18 protein-coding genes, 2 tRNA genes and 1 rRNA gene are annotated in these 25563 nt (G+C 40.8%); 6 read left to right on the top strand and 15 right to left on the bottom strand.

Going from position 1 to position 25563, the window contains the following annotated elements; genetic code table 11:
- Positions 1-415 precede the first annotated feature (415 nt).
- The 7 genes from FXW07_RS15440 to FXW07_RS15410 form a co-directional block, all read right to left on the bottom strand.
- Positions 416-2158, bottom strand: a complete 1743-nt coding sequence (locus FXW07_RS15440) for a hypothetical protein (protein ID WP_229396168.1) — start codon at positions 2156-2158, stop codon at positions 416-418.
- A 1036-nt stretch (positions 2159-3194) separates the two neighbouring features.
- Entirely contained in the window at positions 3195-4085 is an 891-nt protein-coding gene (porB, locus tag FXW07_RS15435) for a pyruvate synthase subunit PorB (RefSeq protein ID WP_229396167.1), read from the bottom strand.
- Positions 4082-5290 (bottom strand): pyruvate synthase subunit PorA, encoded by a 1209-nt coding sequence (gene porA / locus FXW07_RS15430; protein WP_048116681.1) that lies wholly within the window; start codon positions 5288-5290, stop codon positions 4082-4084. The genes porB and porA overlap by 4 nt, the downstream gene beginning before the upstream one ends.
- Positions 5290-5574, bottom strand: coding sequence for a pyruvate synthase subunit PorD (gene porD / locus FXW07_RS15425; protein WP_229396166.1), 285 nt, complete (start codon positions 5572-5574; stop codon positions 5290-5292). The genes porA and porD overlap by 1 nt, the downstream gene beginning before the upstream one ends.
- Positions 5571-6119, bottom strand: coding sequence for a pyruvate ferredoxin oxidoreductase subunit gamma (locus FXW07_RS15420; protein ID WP_048116675.1), 549 nt, complete (start codon positions 6117-6119; stop codon positions 5571-5573). The genes porD and FXW07_RS15420 overlap by 4 nt, the downstream gene beginning before the upstream one ends.
- Positions 6120-6734: 615 nt before the next feature.
- Positions 6735-7706, bottom strand: coding sequence for a tRNA dihydrouridine synthase DusB (dusB, locus tag FXW07_RS15415; RefSeq protein WP_229396165.1), 972 nt, complete (start codon positions 7704-7706; stop codon positions 6735-6737).
- 643 nt (positions 7707-8349) lie between these two features.
- Positions 8350-8907, bottom strand: coding sequence for a signal peptidase I (locus tag FXW07_RS15410; RefSeq protein ID WP_048116670.1), 558 nt, complete (start codon positions 8905-8907; stop codon positions 8350-8352).
- 727 nt (positions 8908-9634) lie between these two features.
- On the opposite strand from FXW07_RS15410, the gene FXW07_RS15405 reads away from it, so the two are divergent.
- The 5 genes from FXW07_RS15405 to FXW07_RS15385 all read left to right on the top strand — a co-directional run bounded on the left by FXW07_RS15405 (position 9635) and on the right by FXW07_RS15385 (position 19393).
- Positions 9635-11677: a DNA-directed DNA polymerase II small subunit gene (locus tag FXW07_RS15405; RefSeq protein ID WP_229396164.1), complete on the top strand. Its 2043-nt coding sequence runs from the start codon at positions 9635-9637 to the stop codon at positions 11675-11677.
- 699 nt (positions 11678-12376) lie between these two features.
- Positions 12377-13687: an iron ABC transporter substrate-binding protein gene (locus tag FXW07_RS15400; protein WP_229396163.1), complete on the top strand. Its 1311-nt coding sequence runs from the start codon at positions 12377-12379 to the stop codon at positions 13685-13687.
- Positions 13688-13701: 14 nt separating this feature from the next.
- A complete protein-coding gene (locus FXW07_RS15395) occupies positions 13702-14772 on the top strand; it encodes an iron ABC transporter permease (protein ID WP_229396162.1) in 1071 nt (356 codons plus the stop codon).
- Positions 14769-15656, top strand: coding sequence for an ABC transporter ATP-binding protein (locus FXW07_RS15390; RefSeq protein ID WP_229396161.1), 888 nt, complete (start codon positions 14769-14771; stop codon positions 15654-15656). The genes FXW07_RS15395 and FXW07_RS15390 overlap by 4 nt, the downstream gene beginning before the upstream one ends.
- A gap of 860 nt (positions 15657-16516) precedes the next feature.
- The gene (locus FXW07_RS15385; protein WP_229396160.1) at positions 16517-19393 is read left to right on the top strand and encodes a HEAT repeat domain-containing protein; all 2877 of its coding nucleotides are present in this window, start codon (positions 16517-16519) and stop codon (positions 19391-19393) included.
- Here the strand turns inward: FXW07_RS15385 and tpiA are convergent.
- The 7 genes from tpiA to FXW07_RS15350 all read right to left on the bottom strand — a co-directional run bounded on the left by tpiA (position 19390) and on the right by FXW07_RS15350 (position 24175).
- Positions 19390-20058 (bottom strand): triose-phosphate isomerase, encoded by a 669-nt coding sequence (gene tpiA, locus FXW07_RS15380; RefSeq protein ID WP_048116659.1) that lies wholly within the window; start codon positions 20056-20058, stop codon positions 19390-19392. The genes FXW07_RS15385 and tpiA overlap by 4 nt on opposite strands.
- A 203-nt stretch (positions 20059-20261) precedes the next feature.
- Positions 20262-21440: a bifunctional 5,6,7,8-tetrahydromethanopterin hydro-lyase/3-hexulose-6-phosphate synthase gene (locus FXW07_RS15375; protein ID WP_229396159.1), complete on the bottom strand. Its 1179-nt coding sequence runs from the start codon at positions 21438-21440 to the stop codon at positions 20262-20264.
- A gap of 286 nt (positions 21441-21726) precedes the next feature.
- Complete coding sequence (gene nth / locus FXW07_RS15370; RefSeq protein ID WP_229396222.1) at positions 21727-22341, bottom strand: endonuclease III; 615 nt, start codon at positions 22339-22341, stop codon at positions 21727-21729.
- A 255-nt stretch (positions 22342-22596) separates the two neighbouring features.
- A tRNA-Cys gene (locus FXW07_RS15365) sits at positions 22597-22668 on the bottom strand.
- Between the two features lie 60 nt (positions 22669-22728).
- Positions 22729-22800, bottom strand: a tRNA-Cys gene (locus tag FXW07_RS15360).
- A 127-nt stretch (positions 22801-22927) separates the two neighbouring features.
- Positions 22928-23560: a YIP1 family protein gene (locus FXW07_RS15355; protein ID WP_229396158.1), complete on the bottom strand. Its 633-nt coding sequence runs from the start codon at positions 23558-23560 to the stop codon at positions 22928-22930.
- 228 nt (positions 23561-23788) lie between these two features.
- On the bottom strand, positions 23789-24175 hold the full coding sequence (locus FXW07_RS15350) for a hypothetical protein (RefSeq protein WP_048116648.1): 387 nt from the start codon (positions 24173-24175) through the stop codon (positions 23789-23791).
- Positions 24176-24468: 293 nt separating this feature from the next.
- Between FXW07_RS15350 and bfr the strand changes: the two genes are divergently transcribed.
- Positions 24469-24939: a bacterioferritin gene (gene bfr, locus FXW07_RS15345; protein WP_229396157.1), complete on the top strand. Its 471-nt coding sequence runs from the start codon at positions 24469-24471 to the stop codon at positions 24937-24939.
- Between the two features lie 483 nt (positions 24940-25422).
- On the opposite strand, the gene rrf is transcribed toward bfr, so the two are convergent.
- Positions 25423-25544, bottom strand: a 5S ribosomal RNA gene (rrf, locus tag FXW07_RS15340).
- Positions 25545-25563: the final 19 nt, after the last annotated feature.

The following is a 25563-nucleotide window of genomic DNA, read 5'->3' as shown; positions in this document are numbered from 1 at the left end:
AAAAAACGGCATCTTAAAAAACGGTATCTTAAAAAACGGTATTTAAAAACGGTATATTAAAAAAAGGTATTTAAAAACGGCATTTAAAAAACAGATGCCTGTTCTATTCAATGTTTAGGTCCTTTCTAAGTATTATTTGTCCATTTGTCCCAATGTTTTTTGTCTTTTTTGCTTTGTGATCTAAGCTAATAATATCATATTAGAGATATAAGAAGAAAATTATATAAATCTGGGATTATAGATTAGAATTTATTCCGTTGTTGACTTTACGATGCTCTCATCCAAATCTCTAAAAAACGTATAAAACTTTCAAAACCTTTTATGCCTTCATCAATAGCCAGAGGTCCAGGTTTATTATTGGATGCCTTATCAAAAAAATTATTCCCGGGATGCGTCCCGGGTTTTTCTTCTTCATTTAGTTAGGACCAAAATTCGGGTCAGGAATTCCTACCACCGCGTGTGAGATGACATAGATTTGATTACCGTCAAACTGACCGGCGTTGGTGTACTGTCCTGGTGCAACCGTCAGTTTACCCTTTTTGTCCGTCGGGAACGGGTTGTAACCGGCGTACACATGGGTTTCTTTCAGGATGTAGGAGTCGTACATGTTGTTGTAGTTTACAGTCAAGGTGTGAGGGGTTGCACTGTCATACACAACCTCCACCGTGCCTACCAGGGTACCTTTAGTGGTATCGCACTGCGCAGCTCCGGCCCAAAGGTTCATCGTGTAGGTGCCGGGCATAATCGGGTTGGTCCAGCCCCAATTTGCGAAGTTGAAGTAAGGGTTGGAGAGGAAACAGATTGCCCCATTGTCTTTTTTGGCGTAAGCCGTTTCGTACATGTAGCACTGGACGTTGACCTTGAGTGTGGCAGTGGCAGATTGATCCGTCTCAACGATAGTTGCGGTATTAACGTAGGTGTAATCACCACACCCATTCTCGCCGTAGTCCGCCCATTTAAATTCCTTGGGGTCCTCGGGGTAGGTAAACTGCTTGTTGTCCGGGGCAGTTACTGTGCCAAGATCTTGCGTGCCAAAGAGGTCGCTGATGTCTTTGACTGTGATGGTCTTGTATTTCTCTATAGTGGGATCACCCCAGACTATATCGGTGCCCGCTTCATAACTGCCCCTCTCGGTCGTTACCGTCACATTATTGGAGCCCTCTATCTTGCCATCGACGGGCTCATTATAGGTACCTGTCAGGGTACTACCGACAGGCAGATTGTATGGGAATGACACTCCCCAGGAAACGGTAACCGGGGTTTCACTGGTTGTTTCAACGATAACATCATTAATGCTGGTGATATTGGCGGGTAGATCTCCGTCGTTTTTAATCGTGATCACACCTGAGACGTTGAAGTCACTGTCTTCATAACCATTATATGTAACGTTTACAGTCCAGATAGCATTTTCATCTCCAGATCCGTCTGTATAGAGCCAGATTTTGGGGAATCCTTCGTGCGTGTATTCTTTTTCGGTGGTAACGTTCTTGGTGATGTCCCAGTTATGGGTGCGGTTGTAAGAGGTGACGGCAGTCTTGCTGACCGTGAGTTTCTCAACCGGCTGGCAGATGGGGATTATGAGGGGGATCTCCTTGAGATACGTACCGGAGGTCTGATCTTCACCCTCAGAGTCAGTCACTTGAATGTGCGCAATGAGACCATAGCTGCTTCCACTTGCAAGTATGAAGGACCCTTCATAACCAATCTTGGTTGTTTCATCAGAGGCGTAGACCCATGCAAAAGTTCCAGTACCATCATCAGAAACTTTCTTATACTGTATACCGTCGATTGCAATCCATGCATTTCCAGCTGTATCATTAACCGTAACATTCGGCTCCTTCAGAACAAGCGCATAAATCGTGACAGTGCCGTCGCCGTTGCAGTGATAGCGCAGGTAGAGCTTTGAAAGAACCCTATCCTTCCCATTTTCGTCCCATCCCTCATACATAGGAGCAAAGTAGTCAGGTCCAGTAACATCCAGATTCCATTCACTGATATCTCCATCCACAGTCGCTGTACCATAATTCGGTGTACCATCGTTAGGTACAGCAGCAGATGCACTGGATATCAGAGCTACCATTGTTATTATAAGAGCCATGAAAAGCAGAATCAGCTTTGTTATATTCATTCCCTGAATTTCATTCTTTAACTTTTTCATTTATTCACTCCCCAGTTCTTTTCTCACGTTTTTAACTCTGTATAAATCTATAGTGAAAGGTGAATTCCAAAAATCAGAATTTGTCCAAAGGATCCCCTAAGCTGGATAAATACCAATTTCTAATCCTTCCCCACTAAGGATTAAATTTCAAAACAAATCTCTGTCGCAATGAATTTGAAAATTCATCTTTTTTACAGTAAATCCTGAGTTAAATGAAATTTAAATTTTAATCCATCCCCCACTAACTAAAATTTTGATCGTCTGATAATCCATTTAATTGAAAAACAGACGATGATAATTATAACATTTTGAGATATATAGCTTATTATTAATAATATTTGAAAAAGGTTAATTTCCAAAAATTTGCTTTTAAACTCCTTTTTCTGATTTTCCGGGTTTTTTAATGCCTTTTAACTTATATATTTCTTGTAACTATTTTTTACCATAAATGGCTTTAAATATTTAATAACTATTATTAATAGAAATAAATCCAACTATTTTCGATAAAATTTTTAAAAACTTAATGTTATTTAATCTTATATTTTTACATGAGCTGATCCCAAAACTTAAAATTGTTTCTCTGAATCCTGTCCTTCGAATAATCAATCAAGTTTCTGATCATGAAAACAATCCTGAAAATTCTTGATGATTAAGAACTAAACGGCTTTTGGGACAGGCTCATTTCAAAAAAGCTCCTGTTTGAGGAGAATATAAAAATTATCATCAACTAACTTATCTGGGTAGGCTGAGTACAAAAAACAAAAATAAAACGGCTCTTCGTCATTCCCTATGGATAAGATAATTTTCAATTCAAGAACGTATTGGTTTTTATGAGACTATTATGAGGATACTCACACAAAACAACGAAGAGCCTTCTTCTTTTCCAGAAAATTTTGTGTTGACAATCCCGAAAAATTAAGCTATCGAGTTCTATAATTCCAGTAGCGTTGTAAAGAAAATAGAAAATTGTGAAATAATAGTAAAATTAAAAAAAAGTAATATTAAAAACTAAAATTAAAAAATAGAACTTCAGTTTTTACTGAAGCCCAAAGTGCTTTATGTTCCAGTCTGCAAGAGCCTGGATTTTCTTTATTTCTTCCTCGCCGCCTTCCATGGTGAAGAGGTGTTTGAACCTTTTCTGGGCTCTCAGGTACTCTTCAACTGGCCTGGGGTCCTTAACTTTCCTGACCTGGGTAATTTCCCCGTTTTCCATTTCATACATGGGCCAGAGGCAGGTTTCGACTGCGAGTTTGGCAATTTCCAGGGTCTTGGATGTATCAAAACCCCAGCCTGTTGGACAGGGAGCCTGAGCATGGATATAGGTAGGTCCTACGATTTCAGTTGCCTTCTTGACCTTTCGTATCATGTCTCTTGGGAAACCTATAGAGGTCGTGGCCACATAAGGAGAGCCATGAGCTGCCATGATAGCAGGCATGTTCTTCTTAGGGCGTGGGTTTCCAAAGGAAACTTTTCCGGCTGGAGTGGTTGTGGTACTTGCATCGAAAGGTGTTCCGCTACTGCGCTGGACTCCAGTGTTCATGTACGCTTCGTTGTCCATGCACACATAGGTGAAGTCGTGGCCTCTCTCGAATGCACCAGAAAGGGCACCGAGACCTATATCCATAGTAGAACCGTCTCCCCCGATTGATACAACCTTGATGTCATCCTTTTTTCCAAGGGCTTTCAAAGCAGCTTCCACACCTGAAGCCACTGCACCTGCATTTTCAAAGAGGGAGTGGATCCACGGAACCTGCCAGGAAGAATATGGGAAAGGTGTAGACATGACTTCAAGGCAACCCGTCGGGTTAACTACAATTGTATTTGGGCCTGCGCCCATAAGTGTGAATTTTGCAGCAAAGGCATCACAGCAACCTGCACAGCCGCTGTGCCCGGACGTAATATATGTTTGAGGTGCAGTTTTACTCATAGCAACTCCTCCTTAAGATCCAGGAATTGGCTTTCAATCGTGATTCCAGATTTTGCAACTTTCTTGGTTTCTTCTATAACCTTTGCAATACTTTCCACTGGAATGTCACGGCCTCCGTGCCCTACAGTATAGCCAACCACAGGTACACGGACTTTACTGTTGTAGAGGCAGGATTTTGTTTCTGTAAAGAGCGCTCCTTCGTTAGTCCCGATAGAAATATTCTTATCGAGTACGACAACTGCGTGGGCATTCTTAACAGCCTTGCAGATCTGTTCCTTCGGGAAAGGCCTGAAGGACCTGACCTTTAAGACGCCGATCTTTTCTCCTTTTGCTCTATACTTATCAACAACATCCTTGACAGTGCCGAGAATAGAGCCCATAGCCATAATAATTATTTCGGCATCATCAAGCATATAACCATCAATAAGTCCTCCGTGATATCTACCATATACTTCCCCAAATTCCTTTGCAACGGCTTCGATCTTTGGAAGGGCTTTCTGCATTGCCTGCTCGTGAAGATATCTGAACTCTTCATATGTATCAGGGGATGCAAAGGCTCCGAAAGTCTTGGGGTCTTCAGGATCAAGAATATCTTCGGGCTGGAAGGACGGAAGGAACTCATCAGTTAGGTCCTGTTCAAGCAGGACAACAGGTTCATAAACATGAGACAGGATAAAGCCGTCCATGCAGACCATACCAGGAACCATGATCTCATTGTCTTCTGCGATCTTGTAGAGCTGAGGCAGGGTATCACATGCTTCCTGAACATCCTCTACATAGAGCTGCATCCAGCCTGTGTCTCTCTGCGCAATAGCATCTTGATGATCGTTCCAGATGTTGATTGGAGCGCTAATTGCTCTATTTGCCACTGTCATTAAAATTGGAAGTCTCATGCCTGCAGCGTTAAAAAGTGCCTCATGCATGAGCAGAAGCCCCTGGGAGGTTGTGGCTGAATAAGTCCTTGCACCTACGGCTGATGCTCCTATAAGGGCAGAAATTGCCGAGAACTCAGCTTCTACATTAATATACTCGCAGTTAGGGATTTCCCCGTCTGCCATAAACTGAGATAGGTGTTCGACAATATGTGTCTGAGGAGTAATCGGATAGGCGGAAATTACATTTGGACGGCAGATTTTTGCGGAATGGGCCACAGCATAGGAACCTTCCACGACTACCATTTTCTTTCTGTAAGCCGGATCAATCATTATTTCTCCTCCAGAATCATTTCAATTGCATCTGCAGGACACTCATTTGCACAGATGCCGCAACCTTTGCAGTAATCATAATCATATTCAAAAAAGCCATCTTCTCTAGGTTTGATAGACATATCAGGACAGACAATATGGCAAATTCCGCACTTGGTACATTTTTCGTAAATATAAACAGGACGGAAGTTTCTCCAGCCTCCGGTTTTGTTTATGAGAGTAGAACCAGGTTTACAGACTCTGCAGCGTGAAATGTTTAAACATTCTTCCTCGTTATTTGTCACGCTTCTTCCCCCCTGATAAGCTTGTAGGCCTTCTGAATTGCATTTGCATTCTTTTCTCCTACCTTTCCTGAAAAACGAGCCCTAATTGCATGTTGAATTGATTCAACATTGATTTCTCCGGTTGCACCCGCAAAAGCTCCAAGGAGGACAGTATTTACAATGGGGATACCTATGATGTCCATTGCCACCTTGGTAGCGTCCACGGTCATGACCCTAGCTTTTGTATTGAGTTTCAGGCTTTCCGGTTTTTCGGTTGTGTTAACAATAATTATTCCGTCATCCTTTACCCCGCTTGCAACGTCAACAGTCTCAAGCAGAGTTGCGTCCTGGACAATAACATAATCCGGTTTGTAAATCTGACTTCGGAGCCTGATAGGATTATTGTTAATCCTCGTGAATGCCTGGACTGGGGCACCTCTACGCTCTACCCCAAAAGCGGGGAAGGCCTGGCTAAATTTTCCATCTTCAAAAGCTGCAACGGAAAGCATTTCAGCCGCGGTAACAGAACCCTGGCCTCCTCGACCGTGTATTCTGATTTCCTTCATCTAGATTCTCCTTTTTAATGAGATTTTATTTATTGTTTTTCGATTGTTTTTCAAATTTTTCTGTAATTTTGCTGTTCTCGGCAGTCTGTTTGACAAGTTTTAATTAGCTGTCTGGCACACTCTATTAGTCAAAATACTAAGCGAATTAACCCAATATTATTCAATTTATTTGCTTTGTCAGACACAATCAACATTTTATTTTGTCAGACATAATCAGCATTTTATTCTATCAGACACAACCACAGCATCTGACTCTTTCTTCAGGCACTACTGTAATATAATAAGTGTGACATGTACATCCATGTCAGGGACCCAAAAACCTGGATGGTAAATTGTTAACCTGGATCTCTTTCATATCATGAATTATAACTAATATTGAAAGGTTTATTTTCAATTCTGAATTCACACTGTTTTATGCCTGATAGTTCATGGATAATAGTGTAGAATATTATTAGGTTTTCGGTGAATTGAAATATATTCTTTATATATATTTCTAATCTATAATTATTTTTTTAAATGTATTATATTTGGCACATTCAGGTTAACCTGTTGCTTGGTTACGTTTTTAGTGCACCATAGCCGTAAACAAATATCTTTTTAAAAATATGAGATATGTTAATATTTCTCTTTATAGAAATCCTTTATTAACTCAATCATCGCTTTTCCATCTTTCAGATTATTAATCTTTTCCCTAATCTGCCGCGAGCCGCGCAACCCTTTTGTAAACCAGTGTGCATGCATTCTTAGATTTGTAGACGTGCTGAGGTCATATTCTTCAAGTAAGGCGATATAATTCTCAAAGTCCTCCAATTGCCGAACTTGCCTGTCAAATTCCAGCCTTTCCCCGGTTTCCAGGTAATGCCTTATCCTTTTGAAAATAAAGGGATTCCCCATTGCTGCGCGTCCGATCATAAGCCCGTCACATCCAGTAAAATCAAGGGCAACTTCGGCAGACTCCTCATCCCTTACATCGCCGTTTGCAATTACTGGAATGGAAAGTTCCTGTTTAACGGCCCTTATCGCTCTAAGGTCTGAACTTCCGGAGTACATTTGCTCTGCCCTTCTGCCATGTACAGTCAGGGCAGAAGACCCAGCCTCTTCAATCAGGCGTGCAATCTCAAGGGTTTTTTCATCCCTCTTCAGAATGCGGATCTTTGCAGTCACAGGAGTCTTCAGCACATCGGTCAGCTCAGAGATAATTTCATATACAAGTTTAGGGGAGTTGAGAAGAGCTGAGCCGCACCCTGTTCCAGTAATGCGCTGTGCAGGGCAACCCATATTCACGTCGATGAGTTCAGGTCTATACTCGTCTTCAATAAAGAGAGCAGCTTCCCTCAGTTTCTCAGTAGAACTTCCTACAAGCTGAACTCCAAAAGGTCGGTCTTCAGGGGAAGACAGCCTCTTGAGGAGTGATTTTCGGTTTTCATTGACCAGGGCATCTGCGCTGATCATCTCAGTATATGTAAGGTCAGCTCCATTCTGCCTGCAGAGCAGCCTGAAAGCCAGATTTGTAACATCTGCCATAGGCGCAAGAAGAAGGTTTCCAGGTGTTTCGGTCTTGCCGATTTTTAGTTTATTAAGTTTCATTTTTCCAACAGTTTTTGAATATTTTGATTCTAGTTTGATTCTGTTTTGATTCCAGTTTGATTCTGTTTTGATTCTAGTTTGATCTGTTTTTGATTCTAGTTTGATCTGTTTTTGGTTATTTTTGGTTTCCTTTGGTTGTTTTTTGACTGTTTTTCTAATTATTTTCCTGGTGGTTTTCTCATTCCTTTCCCTTATTTATTTGTTTTGGAGTTGCCTCCTCAAAGATTGCTGCCTCTAGCTTCCTGTAATTGAAACCTTTTTGTGATTTATTGAGCCTCTTTTGATTTCCTGAAATTCTTTGAATCTATGTGAGTTTTCTCTAATACGCCAAAACCTAAAAATTCACTCAACCAGAAGTTTGCGCAACCAGAAGTTTACGCAATCAGGAACTTACGCAATCAGGAACTTACGCAACAGGAATTCATGTAATCAGGAATTCACGCAACTAGAAACTCACACAATTTCTGGCAAAAATAGAACGATTACTTAAAAACATAATCATTATAATATATAATAATAAGAGAAACACAAACCAAGAACCTGAAAAGATTCAAGAAATAAAGAACAGGATGCCTGAACCAGTTAATCAAGAAAACTGATTCAGGGATTTAAAAAGATAAGTTGAGAGTCATATAAATCTGATTCATGAGAAGAGCAGTCTGACATATCCCAGATAAGGAATCCTGTACTTCGCAGTCCCTATAATCCATTCATCTTTTACAGGCATATTATAACTTATCTGCCCTTCCTGGTCATAGTGACTGTTGGTTACAGCATTGTCTCCTTTGGTAATATAACCGGAATAAGGAGCAGGTGGACCGCCTTCCCACATTGGCTCTCCAGCTTCCACTCTGTACATAGCCCTATGAATGATCGGAGTCACTCCTTCCTCGCCATACTGGCGATAAAGAATCACATCTCCATAATTTTCAAATGACTTATAGCCTGTGTTTTTTCCTTCTTCGTACGTTGTAATATTTGATCTATCGATGCTTTTAATGAAAATAATATCTCCTATCTGCATATGCGGTTCCATACTCCCCGACTCCACCGCAACCATAGGAGTCCAGAGTCCAAATGCCAGCTTGGAAAGGACCATGAAAATGATCACGACAGCTACAACGGACATCAAGTCCTTCCCAAGGGAAACCCAGGCGTTTTCTTGTTCCTGAGCACTTTTTTCCTTATTAATCTCGCTCATGCTAAGCCTTTATTCTTTTGATTTATCCTTATAGATGCTAGTGTCGAGTCAATCATCAAGGATTCAATAATTTCGAATAATTGCAATCGATTTAATACGACATTTTGTTGTTGACTCAACACCAGGATGCTGCGTTATATTCCATTAGATTTTATCCTACTCGAAATCTTATCATCTGGCTAAACTTAATTACCCAGGGACTTAGTATGATTTTCAGAGTATAATGCAGCCGCAAAACTATTTCAGCCCTACATTCTACATTTCTGACTTATATAAGTTAGTCAAAAATTGGTTTATTGAGTTTTCTCAGTAGATTACTGAAGACTTGTTTTTACTTTATATTAGTTTTCAATTAACTTTTTTAACCAATTCTTTTCAATTGATTAATCTATTTTTTTAATGTTTTTTATTGCTTATTTAAAACATTTATCGTTTCTTAATAAACAATGAACAGATTCGTTCTATATCATATAGGAACTAATACTCATTCTACAATAGATAGGAATTAATAACTATAAGTACTCTATCGAGCGTACAAAAGTTTCATACATTCTTCTTTATGGTAACAAACTAAATTTAGTACATTAGTTTTGTACCTTATTAGTTTTTATATTGTAAGCAGGCTTTTGCTTTAGTCTCTGCGAGTCTTGAGTGAAATTGATCATGGTGCCAGATCGCACGAAAAGTTGGAAGAACTCAGGTCAGTTCGAAAGGTCAGGTTGGAATTATGGAAAAAAAGGATATTATAAGGACTGTTATGGAAAAAGAGTACCAGATAAGTCCTGAAGCTGTAGAACTTATTTATTCCAGTAATTCTCCCGAAGACCTTCTTAAATATGTCCTTTCAACTGTAAATGACTCTGTTATTGTCATAAGTATTGAAGATATAGATCTTGAAGGGTTTGACGCTTTTTCGGCGGGAGAGTCGCATTCAGATAAAATACATGCCTCCTCTACAGAGAAAAGGAAAATTCTTTCCGGGACTTCCATACTTTCTTCCAGATCAGAGAATCCATCTTCAGAACCTGATTCCTTTGTAGTGCCCGACCTTCTTTCAGAACCTGTTCTTTCCTCAGAGCCAGATGTTATTACTACAGCTTCTGATCCAAGTATAAAATTATCTCAAGACGATGTTCCTGATTCTTCAGTTCAGGGCATTGTTCTGGATAAGGCTTACGAACCAGATCCGGATATTCCAGATGCTTCAAACACTCCGGATACTCCAAATATTCCGAATACTCCAAATACTCCAAATGCCCTGGATACACAATCAATCACTGTTTTATCTGACGAAGCTTTGGCCTCCGATCTTGCCTCAGACTCCTTTTCTTCGGTGAAAACAGCAACTCCAACTTTCTCTTTTCATTCCTCCCTAGATGAAAACAGGCCAGTCTCTTCTTTTTTCGGGCAGGAGAACTCTCTTTCCTCAATTCCTTCAAATCGGAGTTTCAGGACAGAATCATCTTCTTCCACTTCTGAGAGAGGGATACTTTCGAGTTCCATCGATGAATACAAACATTATCCGGGCAAAAATCCTGTGACCGTCGTTTCGGATATAACAGGGCATTCCACCTGTGTCGGGGAATATATGCAATTTGTGCAATATTTTAGGGACAGATACAGCAGGCTTTCGGAGATTATCCGGAGCAGGATCAACGCACGTCCTATCGAAAGCTTAAAAAGAAGAAGCTTTCGCAGAGGAGGAGATGGAGGTTCTGAGGAAATCTCAATTATAGGCATGGTTTCGGATATCAACAGCACAACGAACGGCCACAAAATCCTTTCTCTGGAAGACCCAACAGGTTCTTTTTCAGTCCTGATTCGAAATTCCGATAAAGAGCTTTTTGAGCTTGCATCAAAAATTCTCCTTGATGAGGTCATAGGGGTAGCTGGTTCGATAACCAATGACGGAAGCCTCATGCTGGCAACAAAGCTAATACAACCTGATGTCCCGAATAATGTCCAGCGCAGAACCGGAAGCCATGGGAAAGCTGTATTGATTTCGGATGTGCACGTGGGTAGCTCCCAGTTTATGGAAGATGCCTGGCTTGATTTCCTGGATTTTTTGAAAGGGGAATCGGATTCAGAGGATATGCGGGAACTTGCAGCCAGTGTCCGTTATCTTGTTGTTGCAGGAGATATTGTTGACGGGATAGGGATCTACCCTGACCAGGAATTGGAACTTGACATTCTGGATGTCTACGACCAATACAAGAAGGCTGCCGAATATTTCAGGGAAATCCCCGAGCATATTCGTGTAATCATAAGTCCAGGTAACCACGATGCTGTTCGCCAGGCAGAACCTCAGCCTGCCCTGCCGGAAAATATTCAGGCATATTTCCCTGAGAATATTGTTTTCGTTGGCAACCCTGCTTTTCTGGAGCTTGACGGTGTCCGCCTTCTTATCTACCACGGTAGGTCGATTGACGATCTTGTGGCGAGCGTCCCCGGAGTCTCGTACCAGGAACCTGCCGGGGCAGTCCTTGAGATGCTGAAACGCAGGCATCTTGCTCCGACCTATGGGAGTAGAGTTTCCATATCCCCTGAGAAAAAGGATTATTTCATAATTGATCCTGTGCCTGATATTATTCATACAGGTCACGTCCACACCCTTGGGGTCCAGCGCTATAAGAACGTCCTTCTGGTCAATTCCGGGACATGGCAGGGCCAAACAGAGTTCCAGAAGCGTGTAAATCTAGTACCTGTCCCTGCCAGGGTCCCTATCGTGGATCTCGAAAATTTCAACGTAAAGATTCTTGCTTTTGACTGAATTTTTAGAAACTGCAACACTATTCTTAGACACTATTCTTATGCACTATATTAGGGCTCTTCACTATTCTGTATGGATAAGATGATTTTCAACTCAAGACCGCATTGGTTTTATGAGAACATTAGGAGAATATCCACACAAAACAACGAAGAGCCGAAATTTGGGTTAGGTATACATCTATTTAGACTCGTATAATTCTCTGCTATAAGGATCAATTACTTTTCAGGTGTTTTTTCAGGTGTCTGTATAAAATTGCTTTTACCAACTGGTTTACTAAAATTTTCATACAGTTTTTGGATGAGAATATTCACAAAACTGAAAGACCTGAAACTTAAAAAGTCTGATTCTGGAAATGGGGCTGTATCTGGAAGCTACTTCTCACTTTCCTGACATTTTGACGGCAGTTCTTCACTTAAGGACGGAAATTGCCAGGAAAAAATAAAGAATCAGGTAAATATGCGACATATAAATGTATCTGTTTTAGCTTACCTCAACAAACTTAAATAAACAAATAGTATTACATTAAGATATTAAAGTAACATTAAATTACTTTTTTTCCTTATTTTTATGAGTTAATAGAATAATATTGACATAACGTATTAAGAATAAAGAGTGAAGAGTTTGCGAGAAATAATAGTGAATGGTTGTAGAAAGTGAAGCTGCTGAGGACATAAAAAGAGGTTCAAAGAGGTTCAAAAAATGAATACAAAAACTAAAGTTTTCTTCGTTGCCATTATATTACTTGTCTCAGTTTTTTTAAGCGGTTGTACTAATAGTTCGGAAGACAAAGAAAAAACAAGTACAGATCAGGTTACTGAAAATGTCGTCCAGGCCCAGGAAAAGGAGAATAGTTTAGAAAACGATACTGCCCAAAGGATAACTCCTGAAGAAGTAGAAACGAATGACACTGCGCCGGTAAATGAAACAACTCCTACAAATGACACTGCTGCCACGGAGAAGGTCACAATTGCTAGTTCAGGAAACAAAGCAGGCAGTTCCAGTTCTGGAGGCAGTTCCAGTTCAGATGAAAACGATGAAATAACGGTTACTGATGATATAGGCAGAGAAATAACAATCCCATATCCATGTGAAAGATCCGTGTTCCTGGTTGAAAACGCCATGAACTCCATGTATGCCGTAGGAGGGGCTGATAAGATTAGCGGAATAGGTGCTGTGTGGTATGAAGATACAAAGGCGCCTTTCTTCAGGGCCATAGACCCAAATTATGATAAAAAGAGGCTTTCTAACGGAAGTGAACAGCCGAGCAATGAAAAAATAGCAAGCGTAGATCCTCAGGTTGTGTTCCTCTGGGCATCAGACTGGGATAGTGCGGATATAAAAGCAATTGAAGAAAACCTCAAGGTCCCTGTGTACGGGGTTTTCATTGACAGTCTTGATGACCTGCAAAGACAGATGAAAACTTTCAGTAAACTCATTGGAAATGAAGAACGCGGACAAGAAGTAATCGACATTATGGATAAATATATGAAGAAGGTTACGGATGTAACCGGAAATTTGTCTGCCGAAGAAAAACCGACAGTTTACTGGATGTGGGGTGATGTATACGGTACAGCAGGTCTCAACAGTACAGCAAATGACCTGATAGAAAGAGCAGGCGGAGTAAATGTCCTCAATAACTGGACAAACGAAACAAAGAGTATAGAACACCCAACTCTGAACCTTGAGACTCTGCTTGAGCTGAACCCTGAAGTCATATACATGTGGAATAACGAGAACCTTGACCCAGTAAACATAACCTCAGGGGACACTGTGGATGGAATTGACTTTAGTACGTGGAAAGATATCTCGGCAGTGAAAAACAAGAGAGTGTACGAGATCTCAGACCCATTCGTCTATGACTTCCATTCCCCGAGACTCCCTCTTGCAATGATGCATGTTGCAAAAGACCTGCACCCGGACAAATTTGCAAATATCAACCTTACACAGGAAGTAGACAGTTATTACGTAGAAATCTACGGAGTGCACTATCCGGGATTTGAAAAAGCATAAGGGACACGGTCTAAATGAAGTTCCCCGAAAAAGAAGAAAATTATGGATACTCGGCCTGCAGGCCGGAAACTTCTTTTTTTTTAGACTGGAAAAATCTGGCATTCATAATCTTTTTATTTTTGCCAGTGCCTGTGTTTTTCTTCTCAATTTTCCTCGGAACCTACTCACTATCTCCTCCAGAACTTATTAGGGTTCTTCTATCGCATATTACATCATATGAATACAGCTACCCTTCTGTTTATGACACAGTTATCTTCAATATCCGGTTCCCGAGAGTTCTGCTTGCCATGACAGTAGGGGCAGCTCTTTCAATATCAGGAGCTACATTTCAGGGAATATTCAGGAACCCACTCGTAAGCCCTTACATTCTTGGCCTTTCTTCAGGAGCAGCTTTTGGGGCTGCACTGTCTATTGCAGTTATTCCCAAGCTTCCAGCCCAGATAGGAGCTTTTATCTTCAGCCTGGTAGCACTTGGATTTTCCTATACAATGGCCAGAGTAGGAAAACAGACTTCAACCGTTGCCCTCATACTTTCAGGAGTTATTACGTCGTCTGTTTTCGGAGCTTTACTTTCGATAATTCAGTATACGACTGACGAAAAGGCCGTCCAGAGCATAGTTTACTGGACCCTGGGCTGTCTCCATACCGCCTGCTGGTCAAAGTTTTCGGACTCATTTCCACTGGTGGCCGTCGGTTGCCTTATCATATATCTCCTGCGCTGGAAACTTAATGTTCTTGCTCTGGGAGAAGAAGAAGCAAAGGCAGTAGGCATGAACGTCGAACTATATAAAGCAATATTTATAATAGCTGCATCCCTTGCAGCCTCAGCAGCTGTAGCCGTAGCAGGAATTATAGGGCTTCTGGGCCTGATAGTACCCCACATACTTAGAATGGTCTTTGGGCCAGACCACAGGAAGATCATACCTCTTTCCATAACCTTTGGAGCTGCTTTCCTGGCCCTCGTAGATGATATTGCAAGATCCGCTTTCGGGTTTGAAATCCCTGTTGGAATTATTACCACGCTTCTTGGAGCTCCCTTTTTTCTCTACCTTTTAAGGACTACAAAAGCAGGGGGATGGGAATGAACGAAAAAAAGACTCAAAAAAACAGAGGTATTTCCGTAGAGAATCTGACATTGAGCTATGATAAAAACCTGGTTTTAAACAATATCAACTTTTCAATAAAAAAAGGGTCTGTAGTAACCCTTGTAGGCCCAAACGGATGCGGAAAAACTACTCTTCTTAAGATTATAAACGGTTTTCTTAGACAGAATGAAGGAACTGTGTATATCGACAGCAGGAATATAGAAGAAATAGCAAACCGAGAACTTGCAAGGATTCTGGGGTATGTATCCCAGATGCACAAATCCTCCTTTCCTTTTTCCGTACTGGATGTTGTGCTTACAGGCCGGATGCCCTATATTTCCATGTTTTCAACCCCCGGGAAAGAAGATGTAGAAAAAGCCTGCGAGGTTCTGGAATTTATGGGAATCGCACACTTTGCGCAGAAGCCCTATACCCATATAAGTGGAGGAGAAAGGCAACTGGTAATGATTGCAAAAGCTCTTGCCCAAGAGCCTGATTTTCTGTTACTCGATGAGCCAACTTCCTTCCTTGACCTGAAAAACCAGATACATGTGCTGAAAACTATAATCAACCTTGCCAGAAGCCGAAATATAACCGTGCTGATGACTCTTCACGAACCAAACCATGCCCTTATGTTTTCTGATGAAATTATTCTCCTGAGAAAACTGCATAAATTCGAAAACGGAAATTTTGATAACCGATATGAATATAGCCAGGATGCTTCTCCTGAAAATGAGGGGGTTCTGGCATTCCCTGAGGAAAATATAATTTTTTCTGGAGTCCCGGAAAAGGTGATGACTCCTGAAAAAATAAAAGAAGCATATGGAATAAACGTCGAGATACTGGAACATAAAGGAAAAAGAATGATTATCCCTGAAATTTAAACTTTGGAGAAGCCTTCTTAGCATAGAATCTTAGAATTAGTATATAAAGATTAGATTGAAAAGCATTTTTAATTTTTCATTCACAGGAGGGAACTTTTAGCTGAAAGAGTAATATTTCTTACCCAAATACTAGAATATTTTAACTATTTTATCATTAGCTAGTCGGAAGACGCATCTCTGACAATTCCAAATATATTGAAAAATGAATTTTCAGTATAAAGCAACAGAACTGTTAGTTTAAAATAACAATGCTCTCCTGTTGAAGTCTCGTGCTAGACGTTAATTGCCTGACATTTTTCAATCTTTGAAAAAAGGTAAAAACCTGGAGAATGCTAAAAAACATTTATAGCAGTCATGGAATTGAGAAGCTCTCAAAGCGCGCCCCGGAAGACGCTTTCTGGAAGCTGAAACTAATTGCCCGCAGCGTATTACTATCGAATTTTTGAGGATAGATTTTCCGGTGTGGATTCTTGAAAAGTATTTTTTCATAACATACGGTATAATTAATGATTTTTAATTAATGATTTTTTTAGTAATAAATAGTAAAGTAAAAATTAGATTAATGAATACCCTATGGAGATTTTTAAAATTTCTCTATAATTCCTTCGATGCATCAATTTTCATCACCCAAGCATATCCCTCATCAGGCACCGTCCCCTGGTAAGAATGTAAATTCCTGAAAATTTGTTTTGCAAAAATTTACATAAATCAATTGCAAGAAACTAAATATATACCAAAAATGTATCAAGATATTCATTTAACGTTAAGCTAGATTCATTATTTCAGAAAATATCTACAAAACTTAAGGCTCTAAACTTCAAAATCAAACTGACATTGAATTTACGGAAACGGTATAAAATATGAATCATTCAGTGCCTAAAATCTTACTGTTACTACTCACACTGACACTGGTTGGAGTTGCTGCCGGAATCAGCGAAAGCAACAAAGAAAACCCCAATGAAACAACCATCTTAGATATAAATGAGTCAGAAACTCAACAGGCTATAGAACCTCCCACACTAACACTGGTTGGAGCTGCTTCCGGGATCAGCGAAAGCACCAATGAAAACTCCAATGAAACAACCATGTTAGATACGAATGAGTCAGAAACTCAACAGGCTATAGAGCCTCTGATAAAGGCATTAGGAAATGACAATATAGACTCCAGAAAGGAAGCCAGATTCGCTCTGGAAGAAATGGGAGAAAAAGCTGTAGATCCTCTTATAGAAGTTATTGACTCTGAAAACCCGGAAATAAGATGTGAAGCAGCTCTGGCTCTTGGAAATATTGGTGGGCAAAAAGCAGAAAAAGCCATAATAGAGCTTTTGAATGACGAAGACTCGAAGGTTAGAAGCAGTGCAGCTCTAGCTCTTGGTAATGCAAGAAGCCAGAGAGCAGAAAAACAATTAATTCAGGCACTTTCAGACGAAGATGAAAAGGTGCGCTCCAATTCAGCCTGGGCTCTTGGGGAAATTGAAAAGACAGGTTCTTCTTCAGAGGAAGATGACTGGGGAGGAACCCTATTCTCAGGAAAAGTAGAAAATGAGGAAATTGTTGAGGCACTCTGCCTGAGTCTCGAAGATAATAACAGTGAGGTAAGGTCCAATGCAGCAGAAGCTCTGGGGAAACTTGGAGGAGAAAAAGCTGAAGAGTCTCTGATTCAGGCACTTTCAGAGAAGGACGAAAAAGTTCGAAGGAATGCTGTGGAAGCCCTTGGAAAAATAGGGGACAAAAAAGCAACTGAACCCCTGATAAAAGCATTGAATGACGAAGATAGAGAAACAAGAAAGAAAGCCATTGTCGCTCTCGGAGAACTCCGTGAAGAGAGAGCAACAGAAGCCCTGATTAAGGCCCTTTCAAGTGAAGATAAGGAAATCCGCTGTACTGCCGCTGTTGAATTGGGAGAGATTGGGGATCAGAGAGCCGAAAAAGCCCTGATAAGTGCTCTTTCAGATGAAGATCCTGAAGTAAGGAGTCTTGTCGTGGAATCTCTTGGAAAATTAGGAGAAGAAGAATCAATAGGAGCTCTCGTCCAGCAGTTAAAAGACCCTGACCAAAAAGTCAGAAATATAACTGTAAAAACACTTGAAGAAACGGGAGACAGAAACACTAAACCGATTATTCAGGCATTAAAGGATAAAAATAAGAATGTCAAGCAATATGCTGGTGATATTCTTGTTGGAATCGGGAAACCAGCAGTTAAGCCCCTTATAGAAGCCCTTTCAGATGATGACGCATATACAAGCAGTACAGCCGCCTGGGCTCTTGGAAATATAGGAGATAAAAGAGCAATAAAACCTCTCATTCAAAATCTCTCGGCTGAAAATGAAGAAACAAGATTGAGCTGTGCCAGAGCTCTTGTAGAAATCGGAGAACCCGCAGTCCCTTATATGATAAAATCTCTTGAGAACCAGAATAAGACTGTTAGAAAATATATTGTTTTTTCACTCATTGAAATGGGAGACAAGAGAGCCGTTCCAGAACTTGAGGAACTTTTCAAGGAAAAAACAGAAACTTCTGCTGAACTTACTGAAAAAAAAGGTGACGAAAAAGTAGACCAGACTCTCCAGAAAGCTGTAGAAGAAAAAGACCTGAACTTTCGGAAGGAAGTAGCAAACGCCTTTGAAGATGTCGGGAACTCAGAAACAAAACCCCTCATCAATGCACTGAAAGCAGACCCTCAAAACATAAAAAAATACGAAGAGGCTTCCGGAGTTAATCCTAAAGATAAAAAAGCGCCGGAGAAACTCTTAGATGCATTAAAACATGAAGAGAGTTATGTGAGAGTCAGCTCTATACTTGCACTGGGAGGAATGAGAAAAGAAAGTTCTATCGAGCCTCTTATTCAAATACTGGTCAAAGACTGCAATGAGACAAAAGCCTGTGCAGCCTTTTCTCTTGGAGAAATTGGAAACAAAAAGGCAGTGGAACCCTTATCAATTGCCCTGAAAACGGATAAATACGACAATGTGAAAGAGTGCAGTGCCATTTCCCTCGGAAAAATTGGGGATCAAAGGGCAGTAGACCCTCTTATCATGGCTTTAAACGAAAACGATTCCGTAAAAAGTTGTGCAGCCCTTGCTCTGGGAGAAATTGGAAACCCGAAGGCAGTTAAATCCTTAATCCAGCTACTATCCGATGAAGATCCCGAAGTAAGGCAAAATGCAGCTCTGGCTCTGGGGGCAATAGGGGACCAAAAAGCAGTGAAATCTTTAACTGTGACACTGCAAGATGGAGACGAAAATGTGAGAACCGCTTCAGCATGGGCTCTTGGAAATATAGGTAATGCCACAGCTGTGGGTGTGCTCAATAGTGCTGCAGTAGATGGAAATGAAACACTCAGATGCACTGCTTTAGAAGCTCTGGGAAAAATAAACGATCCAAAAGCAGTTGGAACTCTTGAGAAGGCTCTTGAGGATAATAACTCCAGAATTCGGCTCTCTGCCGTTACTGCTTTAGGAGAGATAAAAGATGAAAAAGCAACTGAAACTCTTGTCAGAGCTTTGGGAGATAATAACAAAGAAGTAAGAAACTGCGCTTCAAAGATCCTTATTGATAGAAAAGAAGAAGCAGTGAAACCTCTAATAAGAGGCCTGAGTAGTGAAAACAAGAATATCAGGGAGAACTCCGTGTTCCTGCTAATTGACATTGGAGATAAAAGAGCGGTAAAACCTCTCACCAAGTACTTAAATGCAAATAACAAAGCTCAACCTGAAATTCAAGAAAACAAAACTTAAACCAGACGGATAAGGTCTTCGAGTGCGGCTTTTGGGTCTGCAGCTTTCACAATTCCAGATGCCAGAAGCACGCCTTGAGAACCAAGGTCAAGGGCTGCCCTGAGATCTTCACCTTTGGAAATCCCGGCTCCGCAGAGTACCTTTACCCTGGGATCAATTTTTGCAACTGCCTCAACCGAACCGCTAACAACTTCGGGGTCAGCTTTTGAAACAGGGATTCCACTCCCTATAAGTTCGGGGGGCTCGATTGCAACATAATCCGGACCCAGAGCTGCTGCTGCTGCAGTTGTCGGGACATTATTAGTGCAGATAATTGACCTGAGTCCGAATTCCTTTGCAGCCTTTAACGATGCCTCGATCTCTGCAAGGGTCAGACGCTTTTCAGAGTGGTTGATCAGAGTTCCTACAGCACCTGCCTCTTTTATGGATTTTCCAAAAACATGGCCTGTGAAGCTTCCTGCTCCTATTCCATCCAGATGCTGTGAAAAGACCGGAAGCTCAACTTCCGAAGCTACCCTGTAAATATCCGGAAGCTGCGGAGCTACTGCTATCTCGATACCTGACTCTTCGGATACGGCTTTACAGGCCTTTGCAATTTCCACTGCTCCCTGACCAGTACCCTGTAAATAAGTCTTATAGTTCAATACAATGAATGGTAAACCCAAAAAAATCCCCTCTTGAAAAGTAAAAAGAATGGAAAGCGCGAATTTCAACGCTTTCTCTAAAGGTTTCTGCCGAAATCACTGCATGTTTTTCCCCTTTAGCGGTAAGTTTTTAGCAGTAGGTTTTCGGCAACCTTTTTCGGGAAATTCTTAAACCTGTTTATGGAAAATTCCTAAACCTTTTTATGGAAAATTCCTAAACCTGCTTAGAAGTCAGTCATGATCCTGAACTGGTCAATTTCCGGTTTGTTAAGGCTGTTGATGAACTGCTCGGCAACTTCTCTGACGTCTTTTGCGTTAGTAATAGCACGGCCCACCACAAGAATGTCAGCACCCTGACTGAGAGCCACAGGCACCTTGTCCAGACGGACTCCGCCTGCAACAGCAACCAGAGTTTTTGGAGCAATCTTTTTGATCTCGGCGATATTGCCCCATGCATGTTCAGTGGCCTCAATGTCAATTCCACGGTGGAGTTCAATGACATCAGGCATGACCTTAAGCTGTTTTAAGACAGAAACTGGATCTTGCTGATTAAGCGTGTCCATGACTGCATAGATGCCTGTCTTATGAGCTTCCTCGATAAGCTTGTCAATAGTGTTGATAGGAGCAAGGGCAGAGACTACAATAGCGTCTCCTGCAGCATCAGCAACCATTCTTGCTTCAAGGTTTCCGGTGTCCAGAGTCTTCAGATCAGCTACTATGAAGGCATCAGGCCTTACCTGTCTGATCTTTGAAATGACATCCATACCATAGCGTTTGATAAGAGGTGTGCCTGCTTCGATAATAACGTGATCACTTTTAGGAATCTGGGAGATGGCAGACTGCACAAATTGGATGTCAGGATTGTCAAAAGCAACCTGCAGATAGGGTGGGTCCCAGAGCCTTATAACCTTGAATCCCATGATAGCATGGGTAGACTTGTTGCTTTCCTCCAGAACAGTGTCTATGTCCGGGAAGCCTTTGAGAGCACGCTTGATTGCAAGTTTTGTGGCTCCGTAATTATACCTGTATATCTTGTTGTAATCCTGGGCATCAGGATGAATAAAAACACTGGCTACAATGACAATTTCTTCAACCTGATCCTTTGAGATTACGCCTTCTTCAACTGAGTCTGCTACTGCCTTTGCAACGGCTGACTGAGCAGGTCCGAAAATTTTTCCTGCCTGATCCATATTTTTTACCGTAACCTTCGGAATAATTAGAGTTGAAGGCTTTGGAGGCAGATTGGGCCTGATAACGGACAGGAGTGGAGTATGGCCGACTGAAAGCTGGGTCAGGCCGTTTGCAAAAGCTTGACCTACGGGTCCTCCCTTGTCTCCAATCATCAAATCAACATGGGCAAGTTCTGCACCCTGCCCCATTAAAGCTTCTCCTATTTGAAACATATTTGACCTCGTAAAATGTGATAAATTATATGATACTGAGTATTGATAACGGTATGGATAGCCGTGTACATGGAAATATTTTACTATTAACTAAGGATACGAATAACCCTTTTGCCTGCTAAATGCCAGCCTTATATAAATAATCTCGTATCGCCTCGCAGGTTTTTTCCGCAACCTGATAGAGCCATAGAGAGGTACGGAGTTCGATTTTGGAGTTTGACTTTGAAGTTTTCGGAGCCATATTGAAGTTTGACTTCGAAATTTCCGGAAACACAAAAACTCCCTATTAAAGGAGAATTTTAGGACAGATATCATCAAGAGCGCATGTTTTGCACCTGGGAGAAATGGGCCGGCAGGTATTCTGCCCTAATTTTACAAGCAGGAGATTTATATGTCTCCAATATTTTTGCGGAAAGACCTTTTTTAATTCGATTTCAGTTTCTTCAGGAGCTTTTGTCTCTACCAGACCAAGCCTGTTAGAAATCCTGTGAACATGAGTATCCACGGCAAGGGCATCCTTAAGGAAGGCATGCGCAAGCACGCAGTTAGCAGTCTTCCTGCCAACTCCAGGCAGTTCAAGAAGAGCTTCCATATCGTCAGGAACCCTGCCATCATATTTCTCTAGAAGAAGTCTGGAGATTTCCTTTATTCTTCCGGCTTTAACTCTATAAAAGCCCACATCTTTTATAAGAATTTCAATCTCGCTAACATCAGCTCTCACCATTTCTTCAGGCGTAGAAAATCTCTCAAAAAGCTTGCTAGCCGCTGGATAGGTTACATCATCCCGGGTTCTGTGGGACATCACAGTGGAAATTAGCGCAAAAAAAGGATCTGTAAAGGCATCGTTAGAAGCTTCAGGATAAAGTTCAAAGAGCCTCTTCATGAGTTCATCAATGTCCATGCTCAAAAATCAGTCTTCTCTAATATAAAATTAAGGTTCGGAATTGAACCTGGATCAAAGTAAGCTCTAAATTACATATCAGAAGCAGGCATACGATTTACTTATGTGATCCACTTATATGATGATTCATTTACGTGGTCGCTTTGCTTAAGCAGACCAAACGAAAAAGAATTTAAGGAAAAGTCGTAAGAATCAGGAAATTAAAAGTTCTCAGGAAATTAAAAGTTCTGGAAAAAAGATTGGTTTTTAAAGGAAAGCCAAGATCCGGATTCGAACCGGAATGGAATCGCTCTGCAGGCGATTGCGTAGCCGCTCCGCCATCTTGGCATTATGCAAATTCGTTTGGAATACTTTAAAAATTTAGAGCAATAAATTGTTTAAGTAAGAAGCCAAGATCCGGATTCGAACCGGAATGGAATCGCTCTGCAGGCGATTGCGTAGCCGCTCCGCCATCTTGGCATTCTTGATCACGTATTGCTCGTGTAGCTTCAATTAAAGTAATTTCTAATATATAAATATTTAGCTCGAGGCAATCGGTTTTTAAATTTTTACAGAGAACGTGACTAAAAAGTAGAGGGAGTTGTTCTTATAAAAGGATAACCCCCGTAGAAAAGAACCCGAAGAGAGATAATCCTGAGAAAGCAAATATCCATGCCATAAATATGGCCATAAACAGGATTATAAGTAAAGTTGGTAGCAGTATAGCTATTACGGACCTTGCCATGCTTATATCATGGACATATATTCCACCCACAATATAGAGATATATCCCGTAAATTCCGGCAATCCAGCCGACAATAGGAATCCAGGAGAGTACCAGTATAGCAGTTGCATAAGAAATGAATCTTACAGTGCCTTCGTAACTTCCCGTTCCTCCAAGTATTTTATAAATAACATAGAGTATTGCAGCTTCGATAAAGATAGAAATAATACCTGTAATAGGTGTTATGATCACAGTCATAAGTATCGTGAAAAAGCCAAGCCCTCTCGAACTACCGAACATGCCCTCGTACATCCCACCATACGTTCCACCGTGCATCCAGCCCATATACATTCCAGGGCCAAAGAGTACGGTTAAAATTGCGGCTAAAAACGCGTATATGATGAAACTGATTGCTGCAAAGGTAAGCGGATCAGTATACCCTCCGGTCTTAGGCATTTCTCTGTAAAAGTCAGACGGACTTTGCATTACCTCTTTCCAGGTTTCGATATAACCCATGAGTTACCCCCAATAAGTATAGATTTAATTATTATTTAGATGAATTTATTAAAATGTTCTGATAAGATCCTTTGATCTCAGTAAAATTAAGAGAAATTTCATTATAAGCCCGTAACGGTAGAGGCACATAATGTAGAGACCCCCACCGAACACGAACCTGGATAACTAATACAGCACAAATAGCATTGCATTGAATGTTCACGAAAATCAGAAAGCAGACTGGAGATCTCACACACCAGATGCGTCGTCAGTTATGCCACATTGAGGATTAGTTACTGCTTCTTCACACTTGCACATGCTCAGTGCTTCAAATATACCTTCACCTACATTTATTCCTTTTAGAGCGCATTTTTCCATTAAACGGTAGTAAAGGTCTTCATTTTCGCTTTTAATGAACTCGCATATCTCAGAAACCATTTCCTGTGTTGCAAATTCTTCCTTTTTGTTTACCCAATTATTAATTGATCCAATTAAGTGCTTGTGTATAGATTTATCGTCCCTGTTCTGATCTATTACACTCATGAAGACGCATTCATTTCTATTCAGAAGCCACTTACCAAGTCTATACCTGAACCTACTCTCGTTATCTTGACTCGTTTTATTTTCATCACTCATAATATATTCCCCACAATAATTAAAGACTTCATGATATTTAACAATTTTAGACGATTTTTATAATATTCAGAATTCGCTAAAATTTAACATTGATTTCACTGGTAGTTGGTTGCTATTACTCAGAATTTGAGACGGTTTCTGTGGTCGAAAAACCCAAAAACCAGGTTCAACAACATTGTTTCCCCAATGAAAAACTTCAACACTTTCAGGAACTGGTGGGTACATAAAAATATTCATAAACTATAATTATAAATTGTGAAAATTATAATTTCTTTTGCATAGGGGGTTTATTTGTGAAAGGAGACGAAAAGATTATCGAGAGTCTAAACGCTCGTTTGGCCGAGGAACTGACTGCTATCAACCAGTACTTTGTTCATGCTGAGATGTGCGAAAACTGGAACTACAAACTACTGGGTGAGGCAATCGAGCAGCGGGCCATTGCCGAGATGAAACACGCTGAAAAACTAATCGAACGCATCCTCTTCCTGGAAGGAAAGCCCATAGTTAGCAAACTGAACGAAATAACCATTGGTTCCCATGTGCCGAAGATGCATGAGCATGATCTTGAGGCTGAAGTAGGGGCCGTCAAAGGTTATAACGAAAGCATTCGCCTGGTGACGGAGTTGGGAGATAACAACACTAAAAACCTTCTCGAATCTATCCTGAAGGAAGAAGAAGAACACGTCGACTGGTTAGAAGCCCAGCTCGACCAGATTGGACAGATAGGTATCCAGACCTATCTGGCACAGCAGATCTATGGATAAGGAAGTTCCTCTGGACCTATACTTTGAAAAGATTGCTTTTAAGAGATTCCTGGGGCCATTCATGAGATGCCCTGACTAAAGGGTAAAACATTTCCAGTATCCCAGGAATATTTTTTTAAGGAGAGTTATAAGATGAGATATTGAAAATAGAATTTGTGAATATATTTTTAGCCTTTTTTATTGCTTTCTTAAATCGTTAACTCCACCGATCACGTAAGAATACAAAATATCCTACCAAATTGGCAGCAGTTAGACGATAACGATGCAAAAACATGAGCATTAAAAGAATCAGAAAACGCCTTTATTTCTTATCGCCTTTATTTCTTATGGAAAAAGACGAATATCTGTTTTTGTAGTCATAAGAAGGTCTATAAAGTAGAATATGAGAAAAAGCGATTCAAAAATGGATTGAAAAAGCGATATAAAATTAATCAAAAACTAATTTTAAAAACAGTTTATGAAAAGTAAAGTATTATAAGGTGAGTATGGCAGCGATCCAGAGTTCCCGAAGGCTCGCACACTTCAGTACAGTAAGGAACGCGGGCAGGCTTATCTACTGTGTTCGGGATGGGTACAGGAGTTACACTGCCGCTATGGCCGCCAGACTCAACCTATAAGTGGGAT

Origin of the sequence: Methanosarcina sp. DH1 (assembly GCF_020804205.1) — an archaeon.
GTDB lineage: Archaea > Halobacteriota > Methanosarcinia > Methanosarcinales > Methanosarcinaceae > Methanosarcina > Methanosarcina vacuolata.
The sequence above is the reverse complement of the archived record's forward strand: the minus strand, read 5'-3'. Positions and strand labels throughout refer to the sequence as shown.